This is a genomic window from Sphaerisporangium sp. TRM90804, from assembly GCF_029846175.1.
Taxonomy (GTDB): domain Bacteria; phylum Actinomycetota; class Actinomycetes; order Streptosporangiales; family Streptosporangiaceae; genus Sphaerisporangium.
In genome coordinates this window covers 58,070-75,957 of record NZ_JARWAC010000015.1, presented here as the reverse complement: position 1 = coordinate 75,957, position 17,888 = coordinate 58,070, and the positions used below count along the sequence as shown (strand labels likewise).

The window sequence follows — 17,888 nt, the reverse complement described above, 5'->3', positions numbered from 1 at the left end:
AGTGAACGGGTATGCACGCAAAAGCGCGTCGCAAGACACTGTGGCGGAGGGCCGGCTGGACGCTCCTCGGCGTCCTGGCCCTCACGGTGCTGGTCGGGGCCACCGTGGCGGCGTACTGGCCCCTGGCGGACGCCGTCGCCGTGCACGACTCGCGCGGGCTCACCGGGACGGCGCGCACCAAGGCGCTGATCCAGGCCCGCAAGGACGCCCGCGGGCAGTTCATCCAGGCCGGCACGTGGCTGCTGGCCGCGTTCGCGTTCGTCTTCACCGCGGCGAACTTCACACTGGCGCGGCGCCAGGGCGACCTCAACCGGGCCGCGCTCGAACTCACCCGGGGCACCTTCCAGCTGAGCGAGCAGGGCCAGGTCACCGAGCGCTTCACCCGGGCGATCGACCAGCTCGGGTCGTCCAACGTCGACGTGCGGCTGGGCGGCGTCTACGCCCTGGAACGCGTGGCGGTGGACTCGCCGCGCGACCAGCCCGCCATCGTGGCGGTGCTCGCCGCCTTCGTGCAGCGTCGTTCGCGCATGGAGCCGGAGCGGCTGGGGGACGACCCGGCGGGCGAGGCGCGCGCGGCCGTCTCGGTGATCGCCCGGCGCGACACCGGCGCGGACGGCGGCAGGGTCAACCTCAGGAGGGCCAGGCTGCTCGGGCTGGCCCTCGACGACGCCCGGCTCACCGGCGCCGACCTGTACCAGGCCGATCTCGGTGAGGCGGTGCTGGTCAGGGGGCGGCTGGCCGGCGTCGTCGCGGGGGAGGCGAACCTGCGCGGGGCGCACCTGACCGAATGCGACCTGCTCGGCGCCGACCTCACCGGCGCCACGCTCTCCGAAGCCGTTCTCACCGACGGGCGGTGGGACGAGGCGACCCTGGTGAAGGCCGTGCTCCCGCGGGCCCGGCTGTGCCGGGTGAGCCTGCGCGGGGCGGTCATGACCGAGGCGGTGCTCGACGGCGCGGAGCTGGAGGAGTGCGATCTCACCGGGGCGAAGCTGGGCAGGGCGGGGCTCACGGCCGCGAAGCTCGTCGGGACGGAGCTGGCGGGCGCCGACCTGACCAGGGCCAACCTGTCGAGGGCCGTGTGCCGCGACGCGGGCCTGGAGGGGGCCGACCTCACCGACGCCGTCGTGGCCGGCGCCGACCTCACGGGCGCCCGGCTGCGCGGCGCGACCCTTCTTCGCGCCAACCTCTCCGGCGCCGTGCTCTCCGGCGCCGACCTGTCCGGGATCGACCTGACCCGGGTGAAGGTGGCGGGTCTCAACCTGGACGGCGCGATCGTGGAGGCGGACCCGCCGCTGCCCGCGGGGTGGCGGCGCGGCGCGGACGGGCGGGTACGCAGGGACGCCGGCGGAACGCCCTGACCCGGCCGGGCAGGACTCGGGCGCCGCCCCTTCGGGCGGGCAGGACGCGGCCGTCACCCTCCGGGCTGGGAGGACTCAGCCGCTGCTCCGTGGGCGCGGGAGTCAGCCGCCGCCCTGCGGCCGGGTGCGGGTGTTCTCCGCCGCGGGTGACCTCGCCGTCCGGGCGTTCGTCCTGCCGGGCGCGGAGAGCGCCCGCATGAGCTCACCGGCGACGCTGGAGTTCCCCGGCAGCCGGGACACGGCCGATCTCAGCATCACCACCGCGGTCGCGGTGTCGCCGGTCAGCAGGTGCAGGCGGCCCACCGCCGCCAGCAGGGCGCCCGCCGCCGCCGTGTCCCTCAGGGCCTCCAGGAGCGACGCGCCCCGCAGATAGTGGTCGGTGGCCAGGGAGACCTCGTCGCGGCTGTAGGAGATGTCGCCCAGGAGGGTCTCGGCCTCCGCCTGGGCTCGCAGACTGCGGCCGGGGCCCTGCCGCAGCACCTGGCGGGCGTGCCAGGAGGCGAGATCGGGCTCGCCGTCGGCCAGCGCGTTCGTCGCGGCGCGCAGGCGGTCGGCGGGCGCGGGGGCGTGCTGCCCGGCCGAGGGGGCGGCGAGCAGCTCCACGGCGAGCCGCAGCGGGGGGACCACGCGGTCGTTCGGCAGCTCGAACCACCGGGAGCCGGAGCGGGTCTCGGCCTTGAGCAGCCGGTGGTCGTGCAGAGTGCGAAGGACGTTGTTCGGCATGCCCGCGGTCGCCTGCGGCCCCTCGCCGACCGGGCGGCGGGCGCCCTCGGGGGTGACGAAGGTGTCCTGGATCCAGCCGCAGAGCCGGCCGGCGTCCATGTTGAGATAGTCGGCCACCCCGCGCACGGCGCTGCCGACCGCCGCCGTGGCGAGCCAGAGGTCGACGCTGCCGATGCGGTGGGCGTCCTGCACGGTGACGGAGGTGAGGTCGCCGGGCAGGTGCTGCCACAGCCACGCGCAGACCGCCTGCAGGTGCAGGGGATGGACGGTGCTCTCGCGCACCGGCCGCCTGCGGCCGAGATCGTCGGTGACCCACCCGGAGAGCAGCTCGTCGACCAGGGCCTCGGCGGTGCCGGGGCTGAGCGACAGGCGGGTGCCCTTCAGCGGGCGCCGCACGGCCTCGACCGCGGCCGCCCTGCCCAGCGCGGGCAGGTGCTGAGAGGCGACGTCGTGCCGCCGGTCCAGCCCCATGTCGCGCAGGAGATCGGCGAGCCGGTCGTCCTGGACGGACACCAGGAGGTTCACCTGGGGGTCGGCCTCCAGCGCCTGGAGGAGCTGGCCGAGGAGCGGCATGCGGCCGGCGCGCGGGGCGGGCGATCCGCGGTAGAGATCCTCCGCCTGGTCGAGGCAGAGGAGGAGGGGGGAGCGCGACGGCTGCGCGCGACGGTGGCGGGCCAGAAACTCGGAGATGGTCAGGCGGGAAAGCGCGAGCGGGTCACCGGCGGGATCCCACGACCACAGCAGCGACAGGACGTGGGAATTGTGCTCGGGCAGCGCTGCCGCGGGGAAAACTCGGGTGGGCAGGGCGCGCCCCGCGGGGAAATGCTCGATGTTCCGATCGGCGATTATCGGGATCGCGCCCGCGTTCACGAGTGAGGTTTTGCCGACGCCCGGCGGCCCGTACAAAATGGTCACCCTATGGGTGCGCCACAGATCGGCGACACGGAGGGATATTTCGTCGCGGCCGAAGAAGAGATGGCGCTCCGACGTCTCGAACGCGCGAGTTCCTGGGTAGGGGCGCCCAGCCGCTCCCCCCTCGCTCACGGAGGGCTCGTCGGCGGGGTGTACGGCCGCGGGCACGGGTGCGGGACGACGCACGACCGGGCCCGGAACACGATCAGCATGCTAGCCCGCCGGGCCGCCGAGCCGGGGCGCTTTGCACAGGTGGAGCGGGGCAGGCCCGGGGGCGCGGTGTCGGCTTTCGGCGGCTCGTTCATGATCGCGTGCCCCGGGAGCCGTCAGAGGCTGGCCAGAAAGGCCAGGACGGGATCCGAGGTGTCCTCGGCGCGCCGCATGATGCGCGCGAGCGCGTGATGCAGGCTCGTCGGGCCGAGCGCTTCGAGGTCGGTCAACGACAGCCCGGTAAGGTCGATCATCTGCGTTTCCACCGGATCTGAGAAGTCGGGCATTATCCCCCCTGGCGCGTCGCCAGCCCCATCATCCCTGATCAACGGGCCGGTGGCCATCATCTCGCCGACTTCGCAGGAGTATTTCTATGCTTTATCCCTTATGTCGCCTTCGGTGGGCGGACATCGATCCGGCCTGACTCGACGCCCGCCGCGCCGTTGTCGATTGTCTAGGATGAGGGATTGAAAGCCGAATATGCAGACGGCAGGGGATATCGTGAGCCTCGGTGGATCGAACGACCGGCCTCGGGCGCCCAGGGTCTGGGGTTCGGTGCCGAAACGCGACAAGAACTTCACCGGACGCGTCGAATCGCTCGCCCACCTGAGAAACCAGGTAAGCCGCGGCGAGCGCCGAATCCTGCTGCACGCGCTGCAGGGGCTCAGCGGCGTGGGCAAGACGCACCTCGCCGCCGAGTACGCGCACCGCTACCGCGACGACTACGACCTCGTGTGGTGGATCCTCGCCGACCAGCCCCATCTCGTGCCCGGCATGCTCGCCGCCCTGGCACCCCATCTCGACCTGCCGGACGCGGCGGCCGTCGGGGTGCGGGAGACCGCCGTCGCGGTGCTCGACGCCCTGCGCCGCGGCGAGAAGTACGAGCGGTGGCTCCTGGTCTTCGACAACGCCGGAGACCCCGAGTCCCTGCTCGACCTCCTGCCCGACGGCCCGGGCGACACGCTGATCACCTCGCGCGACCAGGCGTGGGAGGGGGTGGTCAACACCCTCAACGTCGACGTCTTCCGGCGCCACGAGAGCATCGACTTCCTCCACCGCCGCGTCCGCGGGATCACCGAGTCGGAGGCGCAGGCGCTCGCCGAGGCCCTCGGCGACCTGCCGCTTGCGCTGGAGCAGGCGGGCGCGCTGATCTCCCAGAGCGGCATGCCGCCCGAGGAGTACCTCAGCCTGCTGAAGACCCAGACCACCCGGCTCATGGACGAGGGCAAGCCGCCGAACCACTTCTCGGTCACGGCGACGTTCCGGCTCTCGGTGACGCACCTGCGGGAGGTCTTCCCCGAGGCCGTCGTCCTGCTGAGCTGCTGCGCCCACTTCGGCCCCCAGCCGATCCCCCGCGAGGTGCTCAGCGAGGGGCGCTCCGCCGTCGCCGACCCGCTCGCCCCCATCCTGCGCGACCCCCTGATGTTCACCAAGGCCGTCAGCACGCTCGGCAGGTACGCCCTCGTCAGCGCCGACATGCCGGGGCGCACGCTGCAGGTCCACCGCCTGGTGCAGGCGCTGGCGCGTGACGAGCTCACCGGCGAGGAGGGCGAGGAATTCCAGGAGGCCGCACACCGTCTGCTGGCGGCGGCCACCCCGAGGGATCCCGACAGCGCCGTCACCTGGCCGCGCTTCGCCGCGCTACTGCCGCACGTGGAGTCCTCCGAGGCCGTCCGGTGCGCTGTGGGCGAGACCCGGTTCATGATCAGAAGCTTCGTCCGCTACCTGTACATCGCCGGGGACGCGCCCACCGCCCTGCGGTACGCCCAGCAGGCGCTGGAACACTGGTCGGCCGACCCCGCCACCGCGCCGGCCGACCTCGCCGCGATGCGGCGCCACCTCGGCGTCGTCCTGCGCGACCTCGGCCGGTACGCCGAGGCGTCGGACGTCAACAGGCGGGCCGTGGCCGACGCCGAGGCGCTGTTCGGCTTCGAGAGCACCGAGACCCTGCGGCTCACCAACAGCCACGGCGCCGATCTGCGCGCCGTCGGCGACTTCCGCGGCGCGCTCAGCCTCGACGACGACTGCGTGCGGCGGCTGCGCGAGTTCCTGGGCGAGGGGCACTACAACACGCTGCGCGCCGAGAACAACCTCGCGATCGACCTGGCGCTGAACAGCCGCTTCGAGGAGGCCAGGGAACTCGGGCTCAAGGTCTACCAGGGCGAGCGCGACATCCAGGGAAGCGACGCGCATCCGCTGGTGCTCATCGTGAAGAACAACCTGGCCCGTGCCATCCGCCTGTGCGGTGACTACGAGGACGGCCGGATACTCAGCGAGGACTGTCACGGCTCGTCGGTCAACGTGATGGGGGCCGACCACCCTTCGACGCTCCTGATGCTCAAGGACGTCGCCATCGCCCAGCGTCGGGTGGAGGGCGGCACCGAGGAGGCCGTCGCCCTCGCCGCCGAGGTGCTCGCCGCCCATGAGCGGGTGCGCGGCCACGCCCATCCCGACACGCTGGCGGCGGCCGTCGCCCTCGTCAACGCGCTGCGCGAGGCGGGCCGGCTGGAGGAGGCGATGAGCCTCGCCACCGAGACGGTGGACGTCTACCCGCGGGTCTTCGGCGCCGACCACCCCTACACGCTGGGATGCCGGGTGAACGTGGCCCTGCTGCGGCGTCTGTCCGGCGATCCCCAGGGCGCGCGGGAGGCCGACGAGGCGACCCTCGCCAAGCTGACCTCCCTGCTGGGGCCCGACCACCACTACTCCCTGATGTGCGGCGCCAACCTGGCGAGCGACCTCGCCGCCCTGGGGGAGACCGACCTCGCGCGTCTACGGGGGCAGGAGACCCTCGACCGCATGCGGTCGGTGCTCGGCCGCCTGCATCCCCTCACGCTGGCCTGCGCCGCGAACCTCGCGAGCGACCTCGCGAGCCTGGGGCTGGAGGCCGAGAGCGCCCGGCTCCTCGCCGAGACGCTGGAGGAGTACGCGCGTACTCTCGGCCCCGGCCACCCGCGGGCGGTGGCGGCACGGGAGGGGCGGCGGCTGCCCTTCGACTTCGACCCGCCGCCCATCTGACGAACGCCGCCGGCCGGTCTAGCGGGCGTCGCTCCAGCGCGCCCGGTGGGTCTCGGCCGCCGCGCGGGCCGAGGCCACGGCGGCGGCGGGGACGGCGTCGTCGCGCCATTCGCCCAGCGCCGACCGCATGCCGGCCAGGAAGCCGAGCCCCAGCCGGTTGAACCGGTCGCTCCCGGCGAGGACCTCCACGGTCTGCGCCGTGGCGTCCCGCCAGCGGGTGAACTCGACGTGGGACGCCAGGCCGGGCTCGTCGTCGTGGTGGCGCTGACGCCGCCAGAACGCTGCCACGCCGAGGTGGGCGTACGCGCCGTGCAGGAGCCCGCCGATCGGGCGGGGGTCCTCCCGCCAGGGCGCGTAGAACAGCGTCTCGGCGCCGGGGGCCGGCGGCTCGATGAGGTCCACGAGGTCGAGGATCGCGGCGAGCTTGGCGTGCTGGATCTCGTGCGCGAACGTGAGCGCCAGCGCCGTGGCGTCCGGCGGGCGCGAGGTCGCGACGCAGCCGAACGTCTCCCGCGAGGTGGCGCTGGAGCCGCCCGCGGCCCCGCCGCGCAGGGGCGTGAGCACCGTGGTCATGGTGCGCACCTCCTCGGCGACGGCCCGGTGACGCAGCACGAGCAGCTTCCACGCCTCCTGGAAGACCGCCTGCCAGTGGGCGGCCTCCGCGCCGTCCAGGCGTGGCGCGAGCGGTGCCTCCGGTGGGAAGCGGTGCTCGTCGAGATCGTCCACGAGCACCTGGAAGGGCACGCCCTCCGCGGTCGCCGACAGCCGTCGCATGCCCTGCCAGGCGTCGCCGTCCCGGGTGTGGTCCCGCGGCACCGTGACCGTCGAGCGCGGGCCGACGATCTCGGCGCCGGTCGCGTGGACCCGCACCAGGCACGTCGCGTCGCCCGGCGGTGACCCCGGCTCCGGCGCGTCGAAGAAGGCGCGCCCGACCGACGGCAGCATGAGGGTGCCGAGGCCGCCGCGTCGTTCCATGGGGACGGCCACCGTGCGCGGGATCCGCTCCCGGATCGCCACCGCCGCGGCGACGCAGGCCAGACGCTCTGGCGCGGCCGGCTCGCCTCGCGCCATGCGCCGCACCGTGTCGAGGGCCCACCCTCCGGTCGCGGGGTGGGCCAGCACGTCGTCCACCGTCCGGGGCGCCCTGCCCTGCAGGTCGGTGAGCAGCCGGTACGCCCCCCGGACCGGGCCGGTCGAGGGGTGGCCGCCGGCGGTGACGGCCTCGACGGCCGCGCGCACGAGCAGGAGGTGCTTGCCCTTCTCGGCCGCGGCGAGCCAACGGCCGGCCGCCGCGCCGCCGCCTCCGCGCGCCAGGGCTTCGAACATCTCCGGAGGCATCAGCAGCCGTCCCGGGCGCCCGCTCACCTCGCCCGCATTCCGGCGATGTCGGCGGCCAGGCGCCCGCGGACGTGGGTGATGAACCGATAGAGGTCGGCGCAGTAAACGGACGGATTGGCGAAACCGTGCCCGGCCCGATATCGGTGCGCGTACAGTCCCGCGCCGCAGACGCGGTGGATATCACATGACCGGCAGGTCGCGGCCAGGGCGGCGGCGCCGATTTGACGGGCGGCGAAAGCGGGCCGCACCAGCGCCTCGTCGAAACTGTCGGACGCGACGTGCAGCCCGGTGTGGGCGGCGCCGGCATACGCCGATTTGAGGAAATCCGACTGCTGGACGCCGCCGTCGGTCTCGACGACGAGAATGGCGACCGGTTCGAGGCCGAGCCCTTCCATGGGGGACGTTCCGTCGAGCAGCAGGTGAATGACTTCCTCGAAGAGGCGCACCCGCACTTCGCGGACGGGGGTGTCGTACCAGCGGTCGAACGCTCGCACGAGCCAGTCGGCATAAGGCGTCGCACCTGAGCCGGGAACCATTCCGGGAGGCGGTTCCGTCCAGTTACCGTGCGGCAGGAGAAAATCGATCGCGGGCGGGTCGAATTTCAACAGGGCCTGGTAGGCGTCGACGGGGTCGTTGGCCAGGTCGACGGTGCACAGCAGCCCGCGGAACAGCCGGCGGTAGGGCGCGGACGACAGCCGCCGCAGGGCAGCGGTCACCGACGCGTGGCTTCCCTGCCCGTTCGGCCTGCGGCGATGCCGGTCGTGGGCGGTCACGTCGCCGTCGAGGCTCACCGCGACCTGTATGTCGAGCTCGTCGAGCAGGCGGAGGTTTCCGGCGTCCAGCGACACTCCATTGGTCTGCAGGGATATGCGGACGGCGGTAATCCCCCGCAGGGCCGATCGCGCCCGGCCGGCTATTAACGACAGCAGTTCGCGACCGGCCAGCAACGGTTCGCCGCCGTGCAGAATGAGGTGCACGGAATCGAGCCGGTGCGCCGACGCGTGCTCGGCGATCCTTCGCACGACATGGCCGACGGTCTCGGCCGACATTCGCGTCGGCTGGCCGCGCCAGCTCTGGTCGGCCATGGTGTAGACGTAGCAGTAGTCGCAGGCGAGGTCGCACCTGCTGTTGATCTTCAGAACGTATTCCCGGAATGGCGCGGGCCGCCACCCGCTGGAGATCAGGGCCCGCACGTCCAGCGTTTCGGGCCATTCGTTTCCGTTCTGGCGCATCGCTGATCTCCCGTACCATCGGAATGGCTGAGACACCGTCTTTAGTGTGATGGCCGGAAAGTGCCGGCGCAACGACGCCCCGCGCCATATGCGCGGCCGGTCACCCGTCACGCGCCGCCGCGGTGTCCCCGCCGTTTTCCGGGGCGCCGGGCTCGACGGTCAGCCGCGTTCCGGCGGGAAGGGCGGGGCGAGGCTCCAGACGCGCACGGTCTCGTCGCGGCTGCCGCTGAGGGCCACCGGGGTGCCGTTCCTGGTGCCGACGGCCACGGCCCAGACACAGTCGGTGTGGCCGGTGAAGGGCGCGCCGATCTGCTTGTGAGCGGACAGGTCCCAGGCGCGGACGGTCCGGTCGTCGCTGCCGGAGACGGCGACGGGGAGGCCGTTCACCTCGCCGAACGCCACCGACCAGATCACCCCGTCGTGCCCGGTCATCGTGGCGCCGAGCTGCCGGCGGGTGAGCAGGTCGAAGACGCGGACGGTCTTGTCGGCGCCGCCGGTGACGGCCACCGGGGTGCCGTCGACCTGGCCGAACGCGATGGCCCGCACCCAGCCCTTGTGGCCGGTGAGGCGGCCGGTCTCCTTTCCGGTGGTGAGGTCCCAGACCCGCACGGTCTTGTCGTCGCCGCCGGTCACGGCGACCGGACGGCGGTCGACCTCGCCGAAGGCGATCGCCCACACGGTGGCGGAGTGCCCGGTCATCGGCGCGCGCAGCGGGTTTCCCGTGGCGATGTCCCAGAGGCGGACGGTGCGGTCGGCGCCGCCGGTGATGGCGACGGCCCTGCCGTCCAGCCGGCCCACCGCCACGGCCTTGACGTCGTCGGTGTGCCCGGTGAGCGGGGCGCCGATCTGCTCGCCCTTGAGTACGTCCCAGACGCGCACGGTGTTGTCGTCGCTGCCGGTGACCGCGATGGGCCTGCCGTTCAGCTCGCCGTAGCCGATCGACCTTACCCAGCCGGTGTGCCGGGTGATGGCGTCACCGAGCTGCTCGCCCTTGACGAGGTCGAAGACGCGCACGGTGGTGTCGTCGCCGCCGGTGACCGCCACCGGCGTGCCGTTCGCGTCGCCGACCGCGATGGACCGGATGTCATTGCTGTGTTCGGTCAGCTTGTACACCGGGGCGGCGAACGTGGCGGCCGGCGCGGCCTCGGTGCCGCCGGTACCGGACGGGGCGGGCGAGACCGGCGAGGAGAGCGTCGTGCCGACGCGCGACGAGGAGCCCCGCGGGGTCTCGCCGGGCAGGAACTGGAACGCCAGCAGGCCCGCCACGGCGAGCGCGCCCGCGCCGGCCGCCACCAGCGCGCGGCGCGGGATCCGGCGGCGGGGACCCGCCGGCCGGGAGGCGACGGTCGCGGCCTCCGGGACGCCCGAGCCGGCGGGCGTCCCGGGCCGCGTGGGAGCACCGGCGGCGTCCGGGCCCGGCGGGGGCGCGGCGGATCCGGGGGAGGTGGGGGAGGTGGGAGCCCCGGCGTCCGGAGGCGGCGCACCGCGACCCCCCGGGGCGGTGGCCGGACGTGCCGGCGTGGCGGGGCGCTCAGGTGCGGCCGGGTGCCCGGTGCCGGCGTGCCCGGGCGTGGCCCGCGGCCCCGCGCCGCTCGGGCGCGTGGTGCCGGGAGGGGGCGTCCGCGAGAGGGACGGCGGGGGGAGCTGAAGGGTGGCCGGGGCGGCGGGCAGGCCCTCGCCGGTGAGGGTACGGAAGATCTCGGCGGTCGCGGGGCGGTTCGCCGGGTCCTTGGCGAGGCAGGCCGCCAGCAGGGGGCGCAACGGGGCGGGGACGCCCGACAGGTCGGGCTCGCGGTGCAGGATCGCGCTGACCACCACGGGGAGGGTGTCGCCGGGGAACGCGCGGTGCCCGGTGGCCGCGTAGACCATCGTGCACGCCCAGCTGAAGACGTCCGCGCTCTGGCCGCTCGACTCGGTGGTGAACTGCTCGGGCGCCATGTAGGGCGGGGTCCCGACGGCTCCGGTGCGGGTGACGGCGGTGTGGTCGAGCGCGCGCGAGATGCCGAAGTCGATGACCACCGGCCCCTCGGGGCCGAGGATGACGTTGCTCGGCTTGAAGTCGCGGTGCACGATTCCCGCTCGGTGGATCGCGGCGAGCGCGCTGATCGTCGCGACGGCGAGCCGGTCGAGGCCGCCGCCCGCGCGCGGGCCGTCCCTGGAGACCAGGACGTCCAGCGAGACTCCGGGGATGTACTCGCTGACGATGTAGGGCCGGTCGTCCTGCAGCCCCATGTCGAGCACCCTGGCGGTGCAGAAGGGCGCGACCCTGCGGGCGACGTCCACCTCGCGCAGGAACCGCCTGCGGGCGTCGGCGTCGTCGGCCATCCAGGCGTGCAGGACCTTCACGGCCACGTCGCCGCCGGACGGCGATCGCCCGAGATAGACGACCCCCTGGCCCCCTCCGCCGAGGCGGCGGATCAGCCGGTAGCCGCCGATCTCGTCGAGTTTCTCCAGGTCACGCGGGGGAGGACCGGACAATGCCCCACCTCTTCCGCGTACATGGTGAAACACAGCGTGATCAGGTTGTTTCATGATAATGCTTCGCCGACGATAGCGCTCTGGCTTGGTTTGGCGGGGAAATCCGGCGCCTTCGGCCGGGTTCGGGCGCGGTGCCGCGCGCGCTTGCCGGTACGCCGGGTTTTCGGGCGACCACGGCAGGTGGTTTTTGTGGGCGAAAAACCGTATTCCCGCCCATAACCCCCGCTTGTGCGCGACTATGGCAGTGATAGGCCCGCCAAAGCAGGATTCGATAACTGTTCCGTGGCCTGTGGCACAGGGCGGTCTCGCCCGGCCGGTGTCCTATGGCTTCGGTGAACAGGCCGGTGACGTGCCGGTTCCCCCACAGGATGGTTTCTCGATGAGTTCGTCCATCGGCCGGCGGCAGCCGGCGCGGCGGCGCGTGGGATGGCTGATCGCCTTCGGCGTCGTGCAGATGGTCGCCGGAGGGGTGGCCACCGTCGGCGCGCTCGCCTCGGCGCCGCTCGCCCCGGCGTCCGCGCGCGAGGTCACCGGGGGCTCGCTGGTCTGGACGCTGAGCGACGCGCTGGACCCGCCCTCCGAGGAGCAGTCCGGCACGCCGGACGGCCAGGCCGAGGACGACGTCGAAGTCCAGCTCGGCGGGGGAGCCGTACGCGACGGCGGCGCGATCCGCTTCCCGGCCACCGGGGGCTCCTATGATCCCGCCGCGGGAACGGGCACCGTGTTCTACGACGGCAGCGTCACCCTGACCAGGGGCGACGCGCGGGTGGTCATCGCGGGGCCGGTGGTCGAGCTGGCCGGCGCGTCCTCGGCGCTCCGCGCCCTGACGATCCCGCCGGACCCGCCCGTGGACCCGTCCGAGACCCCCGCCCCCGAGACCCCCGCCCCCGAGACCCCCGCACCCGAGACTCCCGCACCCGAGGAGACGCCGCCCGGCGACGGCCCGCCCGCGCCTGAGGACGGCCCGCTCGATGACGCGCCGCCGGTCGGAGCCGACGGCCCGCCGCCGGCCGAGGACGCGCCGGGGGACCTCCCGTCCGACGGCGCCGCACCGCGGGACGAGCCCGCCGCCGGATCGCAGAACATGCCGCTCGCGGCCCCCGAGCCCGAGGACACCGGCACCGTCACCCCGGCGCCTCCGTCGGACGGTCCCTCCTCGACCGCGAGCCCCTCTCCGCTCACCCAGCTCGCCACGCTCGTCGTCGACACGGACGCCGCCGTCGTCGAGGGGACGAAACTGACGTGGACCGCCGTGCCCGCGCAGGCCACCATCGCCGCGCACACGCTGTTGCGCGAAGTGCTGGGCGCCGGCTTCGAGTTCACGCCGCTCACGGTCAGCCTCACCTACCGGCCGCCCCCCAGCCCTTCGGGAAGCACCACGCCCTCCTCGGACCCGTGTCCCACGGGTTCCGCGTCCCCCTCGGTGACGCCCTCGGGCTCGGGCAGCCCGACGCCGTCGGGCAGCACATCCCCGTCCGTGCAGCCGTTCGGCCGGGGCAGGCCCAGCGAGTCCGTGACCCCGACCCCCTCCGCCACGCCGAGCGGCCCGGGAACCCCGACCCCTTCTGTGACGCCCAGCGTCCCGGGGACCCCGACCCCGTCCGTGACTCCCAGCGGCCCGGGAACCCCGACGCCTCCGGTCACGCCGAGCGACTCGGGGACCCCGACCCCGACCCCGTCCCCCGAGTGCCCCACTCCCACTCCCCCCATCACGCCGACGCCGACGCCGACCGTCACGTGCCCGACCCCCACGCCGACGCCCACCCCCAGCGCGACGCCCACCCCCAGCGCGACGCCCACCCCCAGCGCGACGCCCACCCCCAGCGCGACGCCGACGCCCACCCCGACGCCCAGCGCCACGCCGACGCCCAGCGCGACGCCGACGCCGAGTCCCTCCAGCACCCCGACGGACTGCCCCACCACCCCCACCCCGACACCCACGCCGACGCCCACCGACTCCTCCAGCTCCACGCCGTCGCAGACCCCCACCAGCTCCTCACCCCGGCCGACGCGGACCGTCACGGAGTTCACCACGGCGCCCACGCAGGTCAGCACGGAAGAGCTGGCCGTGACCGGTGACGGGTACGTCATCCCGCTGATGACCGTGGGCATCGGGCTCATCGTCGGGGGAGGGATCACCCTGCGCGCCTCCCGGCGGACCGCCTACCTGCCGGACGACGACCAGTGACGGACACCGTCGAGCGTGACGCGCCCTCGCACGACAGGCCGGCGAGCTGATGGTCACCATCGGCGTGGTGGTGCTGCTGTTCGCGGCCTACGCGGTGTACGGCAAGGCGTGGCGGATCGACGCCGAGCAGCACCAGATGGCCGACGAACTGGACAAGCGCTGGAACCGGGGGGCGGCCGCCGACAGCCCGGTGCCGGGCCAGCCCATGGCCCGCATGTACGTCCCGCGGCTGGACAAGAAGTGGGCGGTCGTCGAGGGCGTGCGCCAGGCCGACCTGCGCAGGGGGCCGGGGCACTACAAGAAGACCGCGCGTCCGGGGGAGATCGGCAACGTGGGCATCGCCGGTCACCGCATCTCGTCGGTGTTCTGGGACGTCGACCGGCTGCGCAAGGGCGACGTCATCGTGGCGGAGACCCGCACGGGGTGGTTCGTCTACCGGGTGGTCCGGCAGCGGCTCGTGCTGCCCGGCCAGGTCGAGGTGATCGCCCCGAACCCCGACAAGCCCGGACAGCCGCCGACCAAGGCGATGCTCACCCTCACCACCTGCAACCCCAAGTTTCAGAACTGGCAGCGCCTCGTCGTGCACGCCGAGCTGGAACGCGAGCAGGCCAAGTCGCTCGGCCGCCCCGCCGAGCTGAAGGGGCTTCAGTGATGTACGCGTGGATCTGGCGGCGGCTGCCCGGCGGGCGCGCCGCCAAGGCGGCCTGCTCGGCGGTGCTGCTCGTGGCGGCCGTCCTGCTGCTGTGGTTCGTGGTGTTCCCCGTGGTGGACGGCCTGCTGCCGCTGAACGACGTCGCGGTGGGCGAGGCCGAGTAGGGCGAGCGGCCGGCGTCAGGCGGGCGCGGGCCGCGGCACGGTGGCCCGCCACAGGCGGCGGCACGACACCGCCGCCGCGGCGAGCAGCAGCCCGTTGCGCAGAGCGAGGATGGCCACGCCCAGCGGCGTGCTCGCCTGGACCGCGTCGAAGAGCAGGGGGAACTCCAGCATGGTCGCCGCCGTGGCCGCCAGCACCAGCGCCGCGACCGGCCGCTGGCTGGTGCCGCGCACGGCGAGGCAGGCGGCGGCCAGGCCGACCAGCCACACCATGTACTGCGGGCTGATGACCCGGCTGGTGACCACGAACAGCAGGATGGCGGCCATCGCGGCGTCGACCGGGGTGGCCGCGGTCCACGTCTCGGCCCGCCCCCGCCAGTACAGCAGCCAGCTCAGGCCGGCCAGCGTGGCGGCCAGCGAGAGGCGGGCGACCCCCTCGGCGTACGGGCCGAGCATCTCCATCGAGCCGTAGTTGTAGCTCACCATGCCCGGCCACCCGAACCAGCGGGCGACGTGGAAGCCGAGCGCCCAGACCGACTCCACCTCCACGCCTCGGCCCCGCTGCGCCGTGATGAAGTCCAGCCCGCTGCCCCTGAAGGCGAGCAGCACCAGGAGCGTCGACACGCCCGCGCCGGCCGCCGCCCCGGCCAAGGCCCGCACGGTGGCGCGGCCGGGCGGGGCGCCCAGCAGGGCGACGGCGGGCCACAGCTTGAGCCCGGCGCCGATCCCGAGCGTCACGCCGTACCGCAGGGGGGAGGCCGAGAGCTGGAGCAGGCCCGAGACGGCGATCGCGGCGACGATGAGGTCGAACCGGGCGTAGACGACGGGGCCGAGCAGCGGCACGCCGAACAGCCACACCCAGGCCCCGGCCCGGGTGTGCCCGTCGGCGACCGCGGGCGCTCGTACGAGCGCGGCCATGGTCAGCGCGTCGAAGGCGACCACGATGACGAGGAAGGCGTTGAAGTAGTCGAACGGCAGCATGCCCGGGGCCCAGATGACCAGCGCGGCGGCGGGCGGATACTGCCAGGTCACGTCGCCGACGGGCAGGGTGCCGGTCTTCAGGGTCTGGTGCCAGGCGTTGTAGACGCCGACCACGTCCCAGCTCACGCTGTGGAAGACGGGCAGGATGTCGAGCACCATGAGCAGCAGCAGGACGCGGGTCCCCAGCCACAGGTACGTGATCGTCAGGGCTTTGCCGGTGGCGATGCGCCGTAACGGGACCTCGTCTCCCACCCGTGGGAATCTACTTGTCTTCAGGGAGCATTCGCTACATCCCCTGCCAAATCCCCTGAAATCCCCGCTTCCTCAGTGCTGAGCGCGCCACGAAGGCGGTGGGCGGTGGCGACCATGGTGCCGAGCGCGGCCTCCACCTCCTCGTAGGTGCGGGTCTTCAGGCCGCAGTCGGGGTTCACCCACAGCTGGGCGCCGGGCAGGGTCCGCAGCGCCTTGCGCAGCGCCGCCTCCACCTCCTCGGCCGCGGGGACGCGGGGGGAGTGGATGTCGTACACGCCCGGTCCGAGGCCCCGGCGGAAGCCGCCCACGGCCGGTTCGTCGAGCACCCGCGAGCGCGAGCGCGCCGACTCGATGCTGGTCACGTCGGCGTCCAGGGCGTCGACGGCGCCGAGGATCTGGTCGGCGTCGGAGTAGCACAGGTGGGTGTGGATCTGCGTGCGGTCGGCCGCGCCCGACGTCGCCCGCCGGTACGCCCCGACGGCCCACTCCAGGTAGGCGTCCTGGCGGTCGCGGCGCAGCGGCATCATCTCGCGCAGGGCCGGCTCGTCCACCTGGATGATGGAGACGCCCGCCGCCTCCAGGTCGCGCACCTCCTCGCGGATGGCGTCGGCTACCTGGAACACCACGTCGCGCAGCGGGAGGTCCCGCCGGACGAAGGACCAGGCGACGATGGTGACCGGCCCCGTCAGCATGCCCTTGACCGGCTTGGCGGTGAGCGACGACGCGTACTCGGCCCAGCCGACGGTGATCGGCGCCGGCCGCCGCACGTCGCCGTGCAGGATGGGCGGCCTGGTGCACCGGGAGCCGTACGACTGCACCCAGCCGTGCCGGGTGACGGCGAAGCCGTCGAGGTGCTCGGCGAAGTACTGCACCATGTCGTTGCGCTCGGGCTCGCCGTGGACGAGCACGTCCAGCCCGAGCCGCTCCTGCACGCGGATCGCGCGCTCGATCTCGTGCCGCACCCGGCGGTTGTACTCGGCCTCTCCCAGCTCCCCGGCCGCCAGCGCGGCCCGCGCCGCCCGCAGCTCGCCGGTCTGCGGAAACGACCCGATCGTCGTCGTCGGCAACGGCGGCAACCGCAGGTGCGCCGCCTGCGCGGCCGCCCGCACCTCATACGCCGACCGCTCCCGCGCGACGGGCACGCCGGCCGTCCCGGCCCGCGCCGTCCCCGCCTCCGGAGCGTCCGCCCGTGACGGGACGTCCGCGTCGCCGGGACGCGGCGCCGCCGGCACGGTCGCGCCGCCGGCGGGGGTGGCGGCCAGGCGGCGGGACAGCTCCACCACCTCGGCGACCTTCTGGTCGGCGAAGGCCAGGCGGCGCCTCAGCTCCGGGTCCAGGCCCGTCTCGACGTCCACGTCGTAGGGCACGTGCAGCAGCGAGCAGGACGTGCTCACCGCCACCTGCCCGACGCGTTCGCGCAGGGCGGCCAGCGTGGCCAGCGCCCGGTCGGCGTCGGTGCGCCAGACGTCCCGCCCCGACACCACCCCGGCGACGAGCGTCTTGCCCGCCAGGGCGTCCGCCCAGGCCAGGCCCGCCGGGGCGCCCCGCACGAGGTCCACGCCGACGGCCTCGACCGGCGTGCCCGCGAGTACGGGGAGCGCCTCGCCCGGGTCGCCGAAGCTGGTGGCGACGAACAGGCCGGGACGGTCCGGCAGCGAGCCGAGCCGTTCGTACGCGGTCCGGACGGCGTCCAGCTCGGCGCCGGTGCGGTCGGCGGCGAGCGCGGGCTCGTCGAGCTGCACCCAGTCGGCGCCCTCGGCGGCGAGCGCCTCCAGGACGCGCTCATAGGCGGCGAGCACGTCGCCGAGCCGGTCCAGCGGCACGAACCCGGCCGGGCTGCCCGGCGCCGCCCGCGACAGCAGCAGGAACGTCACCGGCCCGACCAGCACGGGCCGGGTCGCGAGCCCCAGGGCCCGCGCCTCCCGCACCTCGGCGACCGGCTTGGCGGGGAGCGGCTGGAAGACGGTGCCGGTGCCGATCTCCGGCACGATGTAGTGGTAGTTGGTGTCGAACCACTTGGTCATCCGCAGCGGCGCCACGTCCGCCGTGCCGCGCGCCATGGCGAACGACGTGTCCTCGACGGTCCCGCGCCGGTAGCGCTCGGGCACCGCGTCCAGCATCACCGCCGTGTCCAGCACCTGGTCGTAGAGCGAGAAGGTGTTGGACGGCACCCCGCCGAGCCCCAGCGAGTCCAGCCGCCGCCACGTCTCCCGGCGCAACCGGGCCCCCGTCCGCCGCAGCTCCTGCACCCCGGCGTCCCCGCGCCAGTAGGCCTCCAGCGCCCGCTTCAACTCCCGATGCCGCCCGATCCGGGGATACCCCGAAACCGTGGACGCGGGAAAGGACGACGTGACTCCGGCGGACATGCAAGCTCCCTACGACGAG

The 17,888-nt window shown here is 74.0% G+C and carries 11 protein-coding genes and 1 pseudogene; 5 read left to right on the top strand and 7 right to left on the bottom strand.

The window, feature by feature from the left end:
• Window positions 1-11 precede the first annotated feature (11 nt).
• Window positions 12-1,358, top strand: coding sequence for a pentapeptide repeat-containing protein (locus tag PYR91_RS18895; protein WP_279781251.1), 1,347 nt, complete (start codon window positions 12-14; stop codon window positions 1,356-1,358).
• A 102-nt stretch (window positions 1,359-1,460) separates the two neighbouring features.
• Here PYR91_RS18895 and PYR91_RS18890 read toward each other — a convergent pair whose 3' ends face one another.
• Together PYR91_RS18890 and fxsA are read right to left on the bottom strand one after the other, a co-directional pair.
• Entirely contained in the window at window positions 1,461-3,125 is a 1,665-nt protein-coding gene (locus PYR91_RS18890) for an ATP-binding protein (RefSeq protein ID WP_347943287.1), read from the bottom strand.
• A gap of 194 nt (window positions 3,126-3,319) precedes the next feature.
• Window positions 3,320-3,457 carry an FxSxx-COOH cyclophane-containing RiPP peptide gene (fxsA, locus tag PYR91_RS18885; protein ID WP_279781247.1) on the bottom strand — a complete coding sequence of 46 codons (138 nt, stop codon included), beginning with the start codon at window positions 3,455-3,457 and terminating at the stop codon, window positions 3,320-3,322.
• 301 nt (window positions 3,458-3,758) lie between these two features.
• On the opposite strand from fxsA, the gene fxsT reads away from it, so the two are divergent.
• Window positions 3,759-6,221, top strand: coding sequence for an FxSxx-COOH system tetratricopeptide repeat protein (fxsT, locus tag PYR91_RS18880; RefSeq protein ID WP_279781245.1), 2,463 nt, complete (start codon window positions 3,759-3,761; stop codon window positions 6,219-6,221).
• 18 nt (window positions 6,222-6,239) lie between these two features.
• Here the strand turns inward: fxsT and PYR91_RS18875 are convergent, their stop codons facing one another.
• From PYR91_RS18875 to PYR91_RS18865, 3 genes are all read right to left on the bottom strand, one after another.
• Window positions 6,240-7,586, bottom strand: coding sequence for an HEXXH motif domain-containing protein (locus PYR91_RS18875; protein WP_279781243.1), 1,347 nt, complete (start codon window positions 7,584-7,586; stop codon window positions 6,240-6,242).
• Window positions 7,583-8,791, bottom strand: coding sequence for an FxsB family cyclophane-forming radical SAM/SPASM peptide maturase (locus tag PYR91_RS18870; RefSeq protein ID WP_279781241.1), 1,209 nt, complete (start codon window positions 8,789-8,791; stop codon window positions 7,583-7,585). Before PYR91_RS18870 ends, PYR91_RS18875 begins: the two co-directional genes overlap by 4 nt.
• Before the next feature lie 159 nt (window positions 8,792-8,950).
• Window positions 8,951-11,323, bottom strand: a complete 2,373-nt coding sequence (locus PYR91_RS18865) for a serine/threonine-protein kinase (RefSeq protein ID WP_279781239.1) — start codon at window positions 11,321-11,323, stop codon at window positions 8,951-8,953.
• Between the two features lie 325 nt (window positions 11,324-11,648).
• On the opposite strand from PYR91_RS18865, the gene PYR91_RS18860 reads away from it, so the two are divergent.
• The 3 genes and pseudogenes from PYR91_RS18860 (at window position 11,649) to PYR91_RS18850 (ending at window position 14,273) form a co-directional block, all read left to right on the top strand.
• Complete coding sequence (locus tag PYR91_RS18860) at window positions 11,649-13,457, top strand: hypothetical protein (protein ID WP_279781237.1); 1,809 nt, start codon at window positions 11,649-11,651, stop codon at window positions 13,455-13,457.
• A 43-nt stretch (window positions 13,458-13,500) separates the two neighbouring features.
• Window positions 13,501-14,109, top strand: a pseudogene (locus PYR91_RS18855) (class E sortase); the annotation flags it as partial.
• Window positions 14,109-14,273, top strand: a complete 165-nt coding sequence (locus tag PYR91_RS18850) for a hypothetical protein (RefSeq protein WP_279781235.1) — start codon at window positions 14,109-14,111, stop codon at window positions 14,271-14,273. The pseudogene PYR91_RS18855 and the gene PYR91_RS18850, both read left to right, overlap by 1 nt.
• 15 nt (window positions 14,274-14,288) lie before the next feature.
• Here the strand turns inward: PYR91_RS18850 and PYR91_RS18845 are convergent, their stop codons facing one another.
• Window positions 14,289-15,503, bottom strand: a complete 1,215-nt coding sequence (locus PYR91_RS18845) for a glycosyltransferase 87 family protein (protein WP_279781233.1) — start codon at window positions 15,501-15,503, stop codon at window positions 14,289-14,291.
• 20 nt (window positions 15,504-15,523) lie between these two features.
• Window positions 15,524-17,869 carry a 5-methyltetrahydropteroyltriglutamate--homocysteine S-methyltransferase gene (metE, locus tag PYR91_RS18840; protein WP_279781231.1) on the bottom strand — a complete coding sequence of 782 codons (2,346 nt, stop codon included), beginning with the start codon at window positions 17,867-17,869 and terminating at the stop codon, window positions 15,524-15,526.
• Between the last annotated feature and the right edge of the window lie 19 nt (window positions 17,870-17,888).

Excerpts from the sequence above, each read along its gene's own strand:
- PYR91_RS18895 (WP_279781251.1), top strand. The coding sequence starts at position 12 with ATGCACGCAAAAGCGCGTCGCAAGACACTGTGGCGGAGGGCCGGCTGG.
- fxsA (WP_279781247.1), bottom strand. The coding sequence starts at position 3,457 with ATGATCGACCTTACCGGGCTGTCGTTGACCGACCTCGAAGCGCTCGGC.
- PYR91_RS18870 (WP_279781241.1), bottom strand. The coding sequence starts at position 8,791 with ATGCGCCAGAACGGAAACGAATGGCCCGAAACGCTGGACGTGCGGGCC.
- PYR91_RS18865 (WP_279781239.1), bottom strand. The coding sequence starts at position 11,323 with ATGAAACAACCTGATCACGCTGTGTTTCACCATGTACGCGGAAGAGGT.
- PYR91_RS18860 (WP_279781237.1), top strand. The coding sequence starts at position 11,649 with ATGAGTTCGTCCATCGGCCGGCGGCAGCCGGCGCGGCGGCGCGTGGGA.
- PYR91_RS18850 (WP_279781235.1), top strand. The coding sequence starts at position 14,109 with ATGTACGCGTGGATCTGGCGGCGGCTGCCCGGCGGGCGCGCCGCCAAG.
- metE (WP_279781231.1), bottom strand. The coding sequence starts at position 17,869 with ATGTCCGCCGGAGTCACGTCGTCCTTTCCCGCGTCCACGGTTTCGGGG.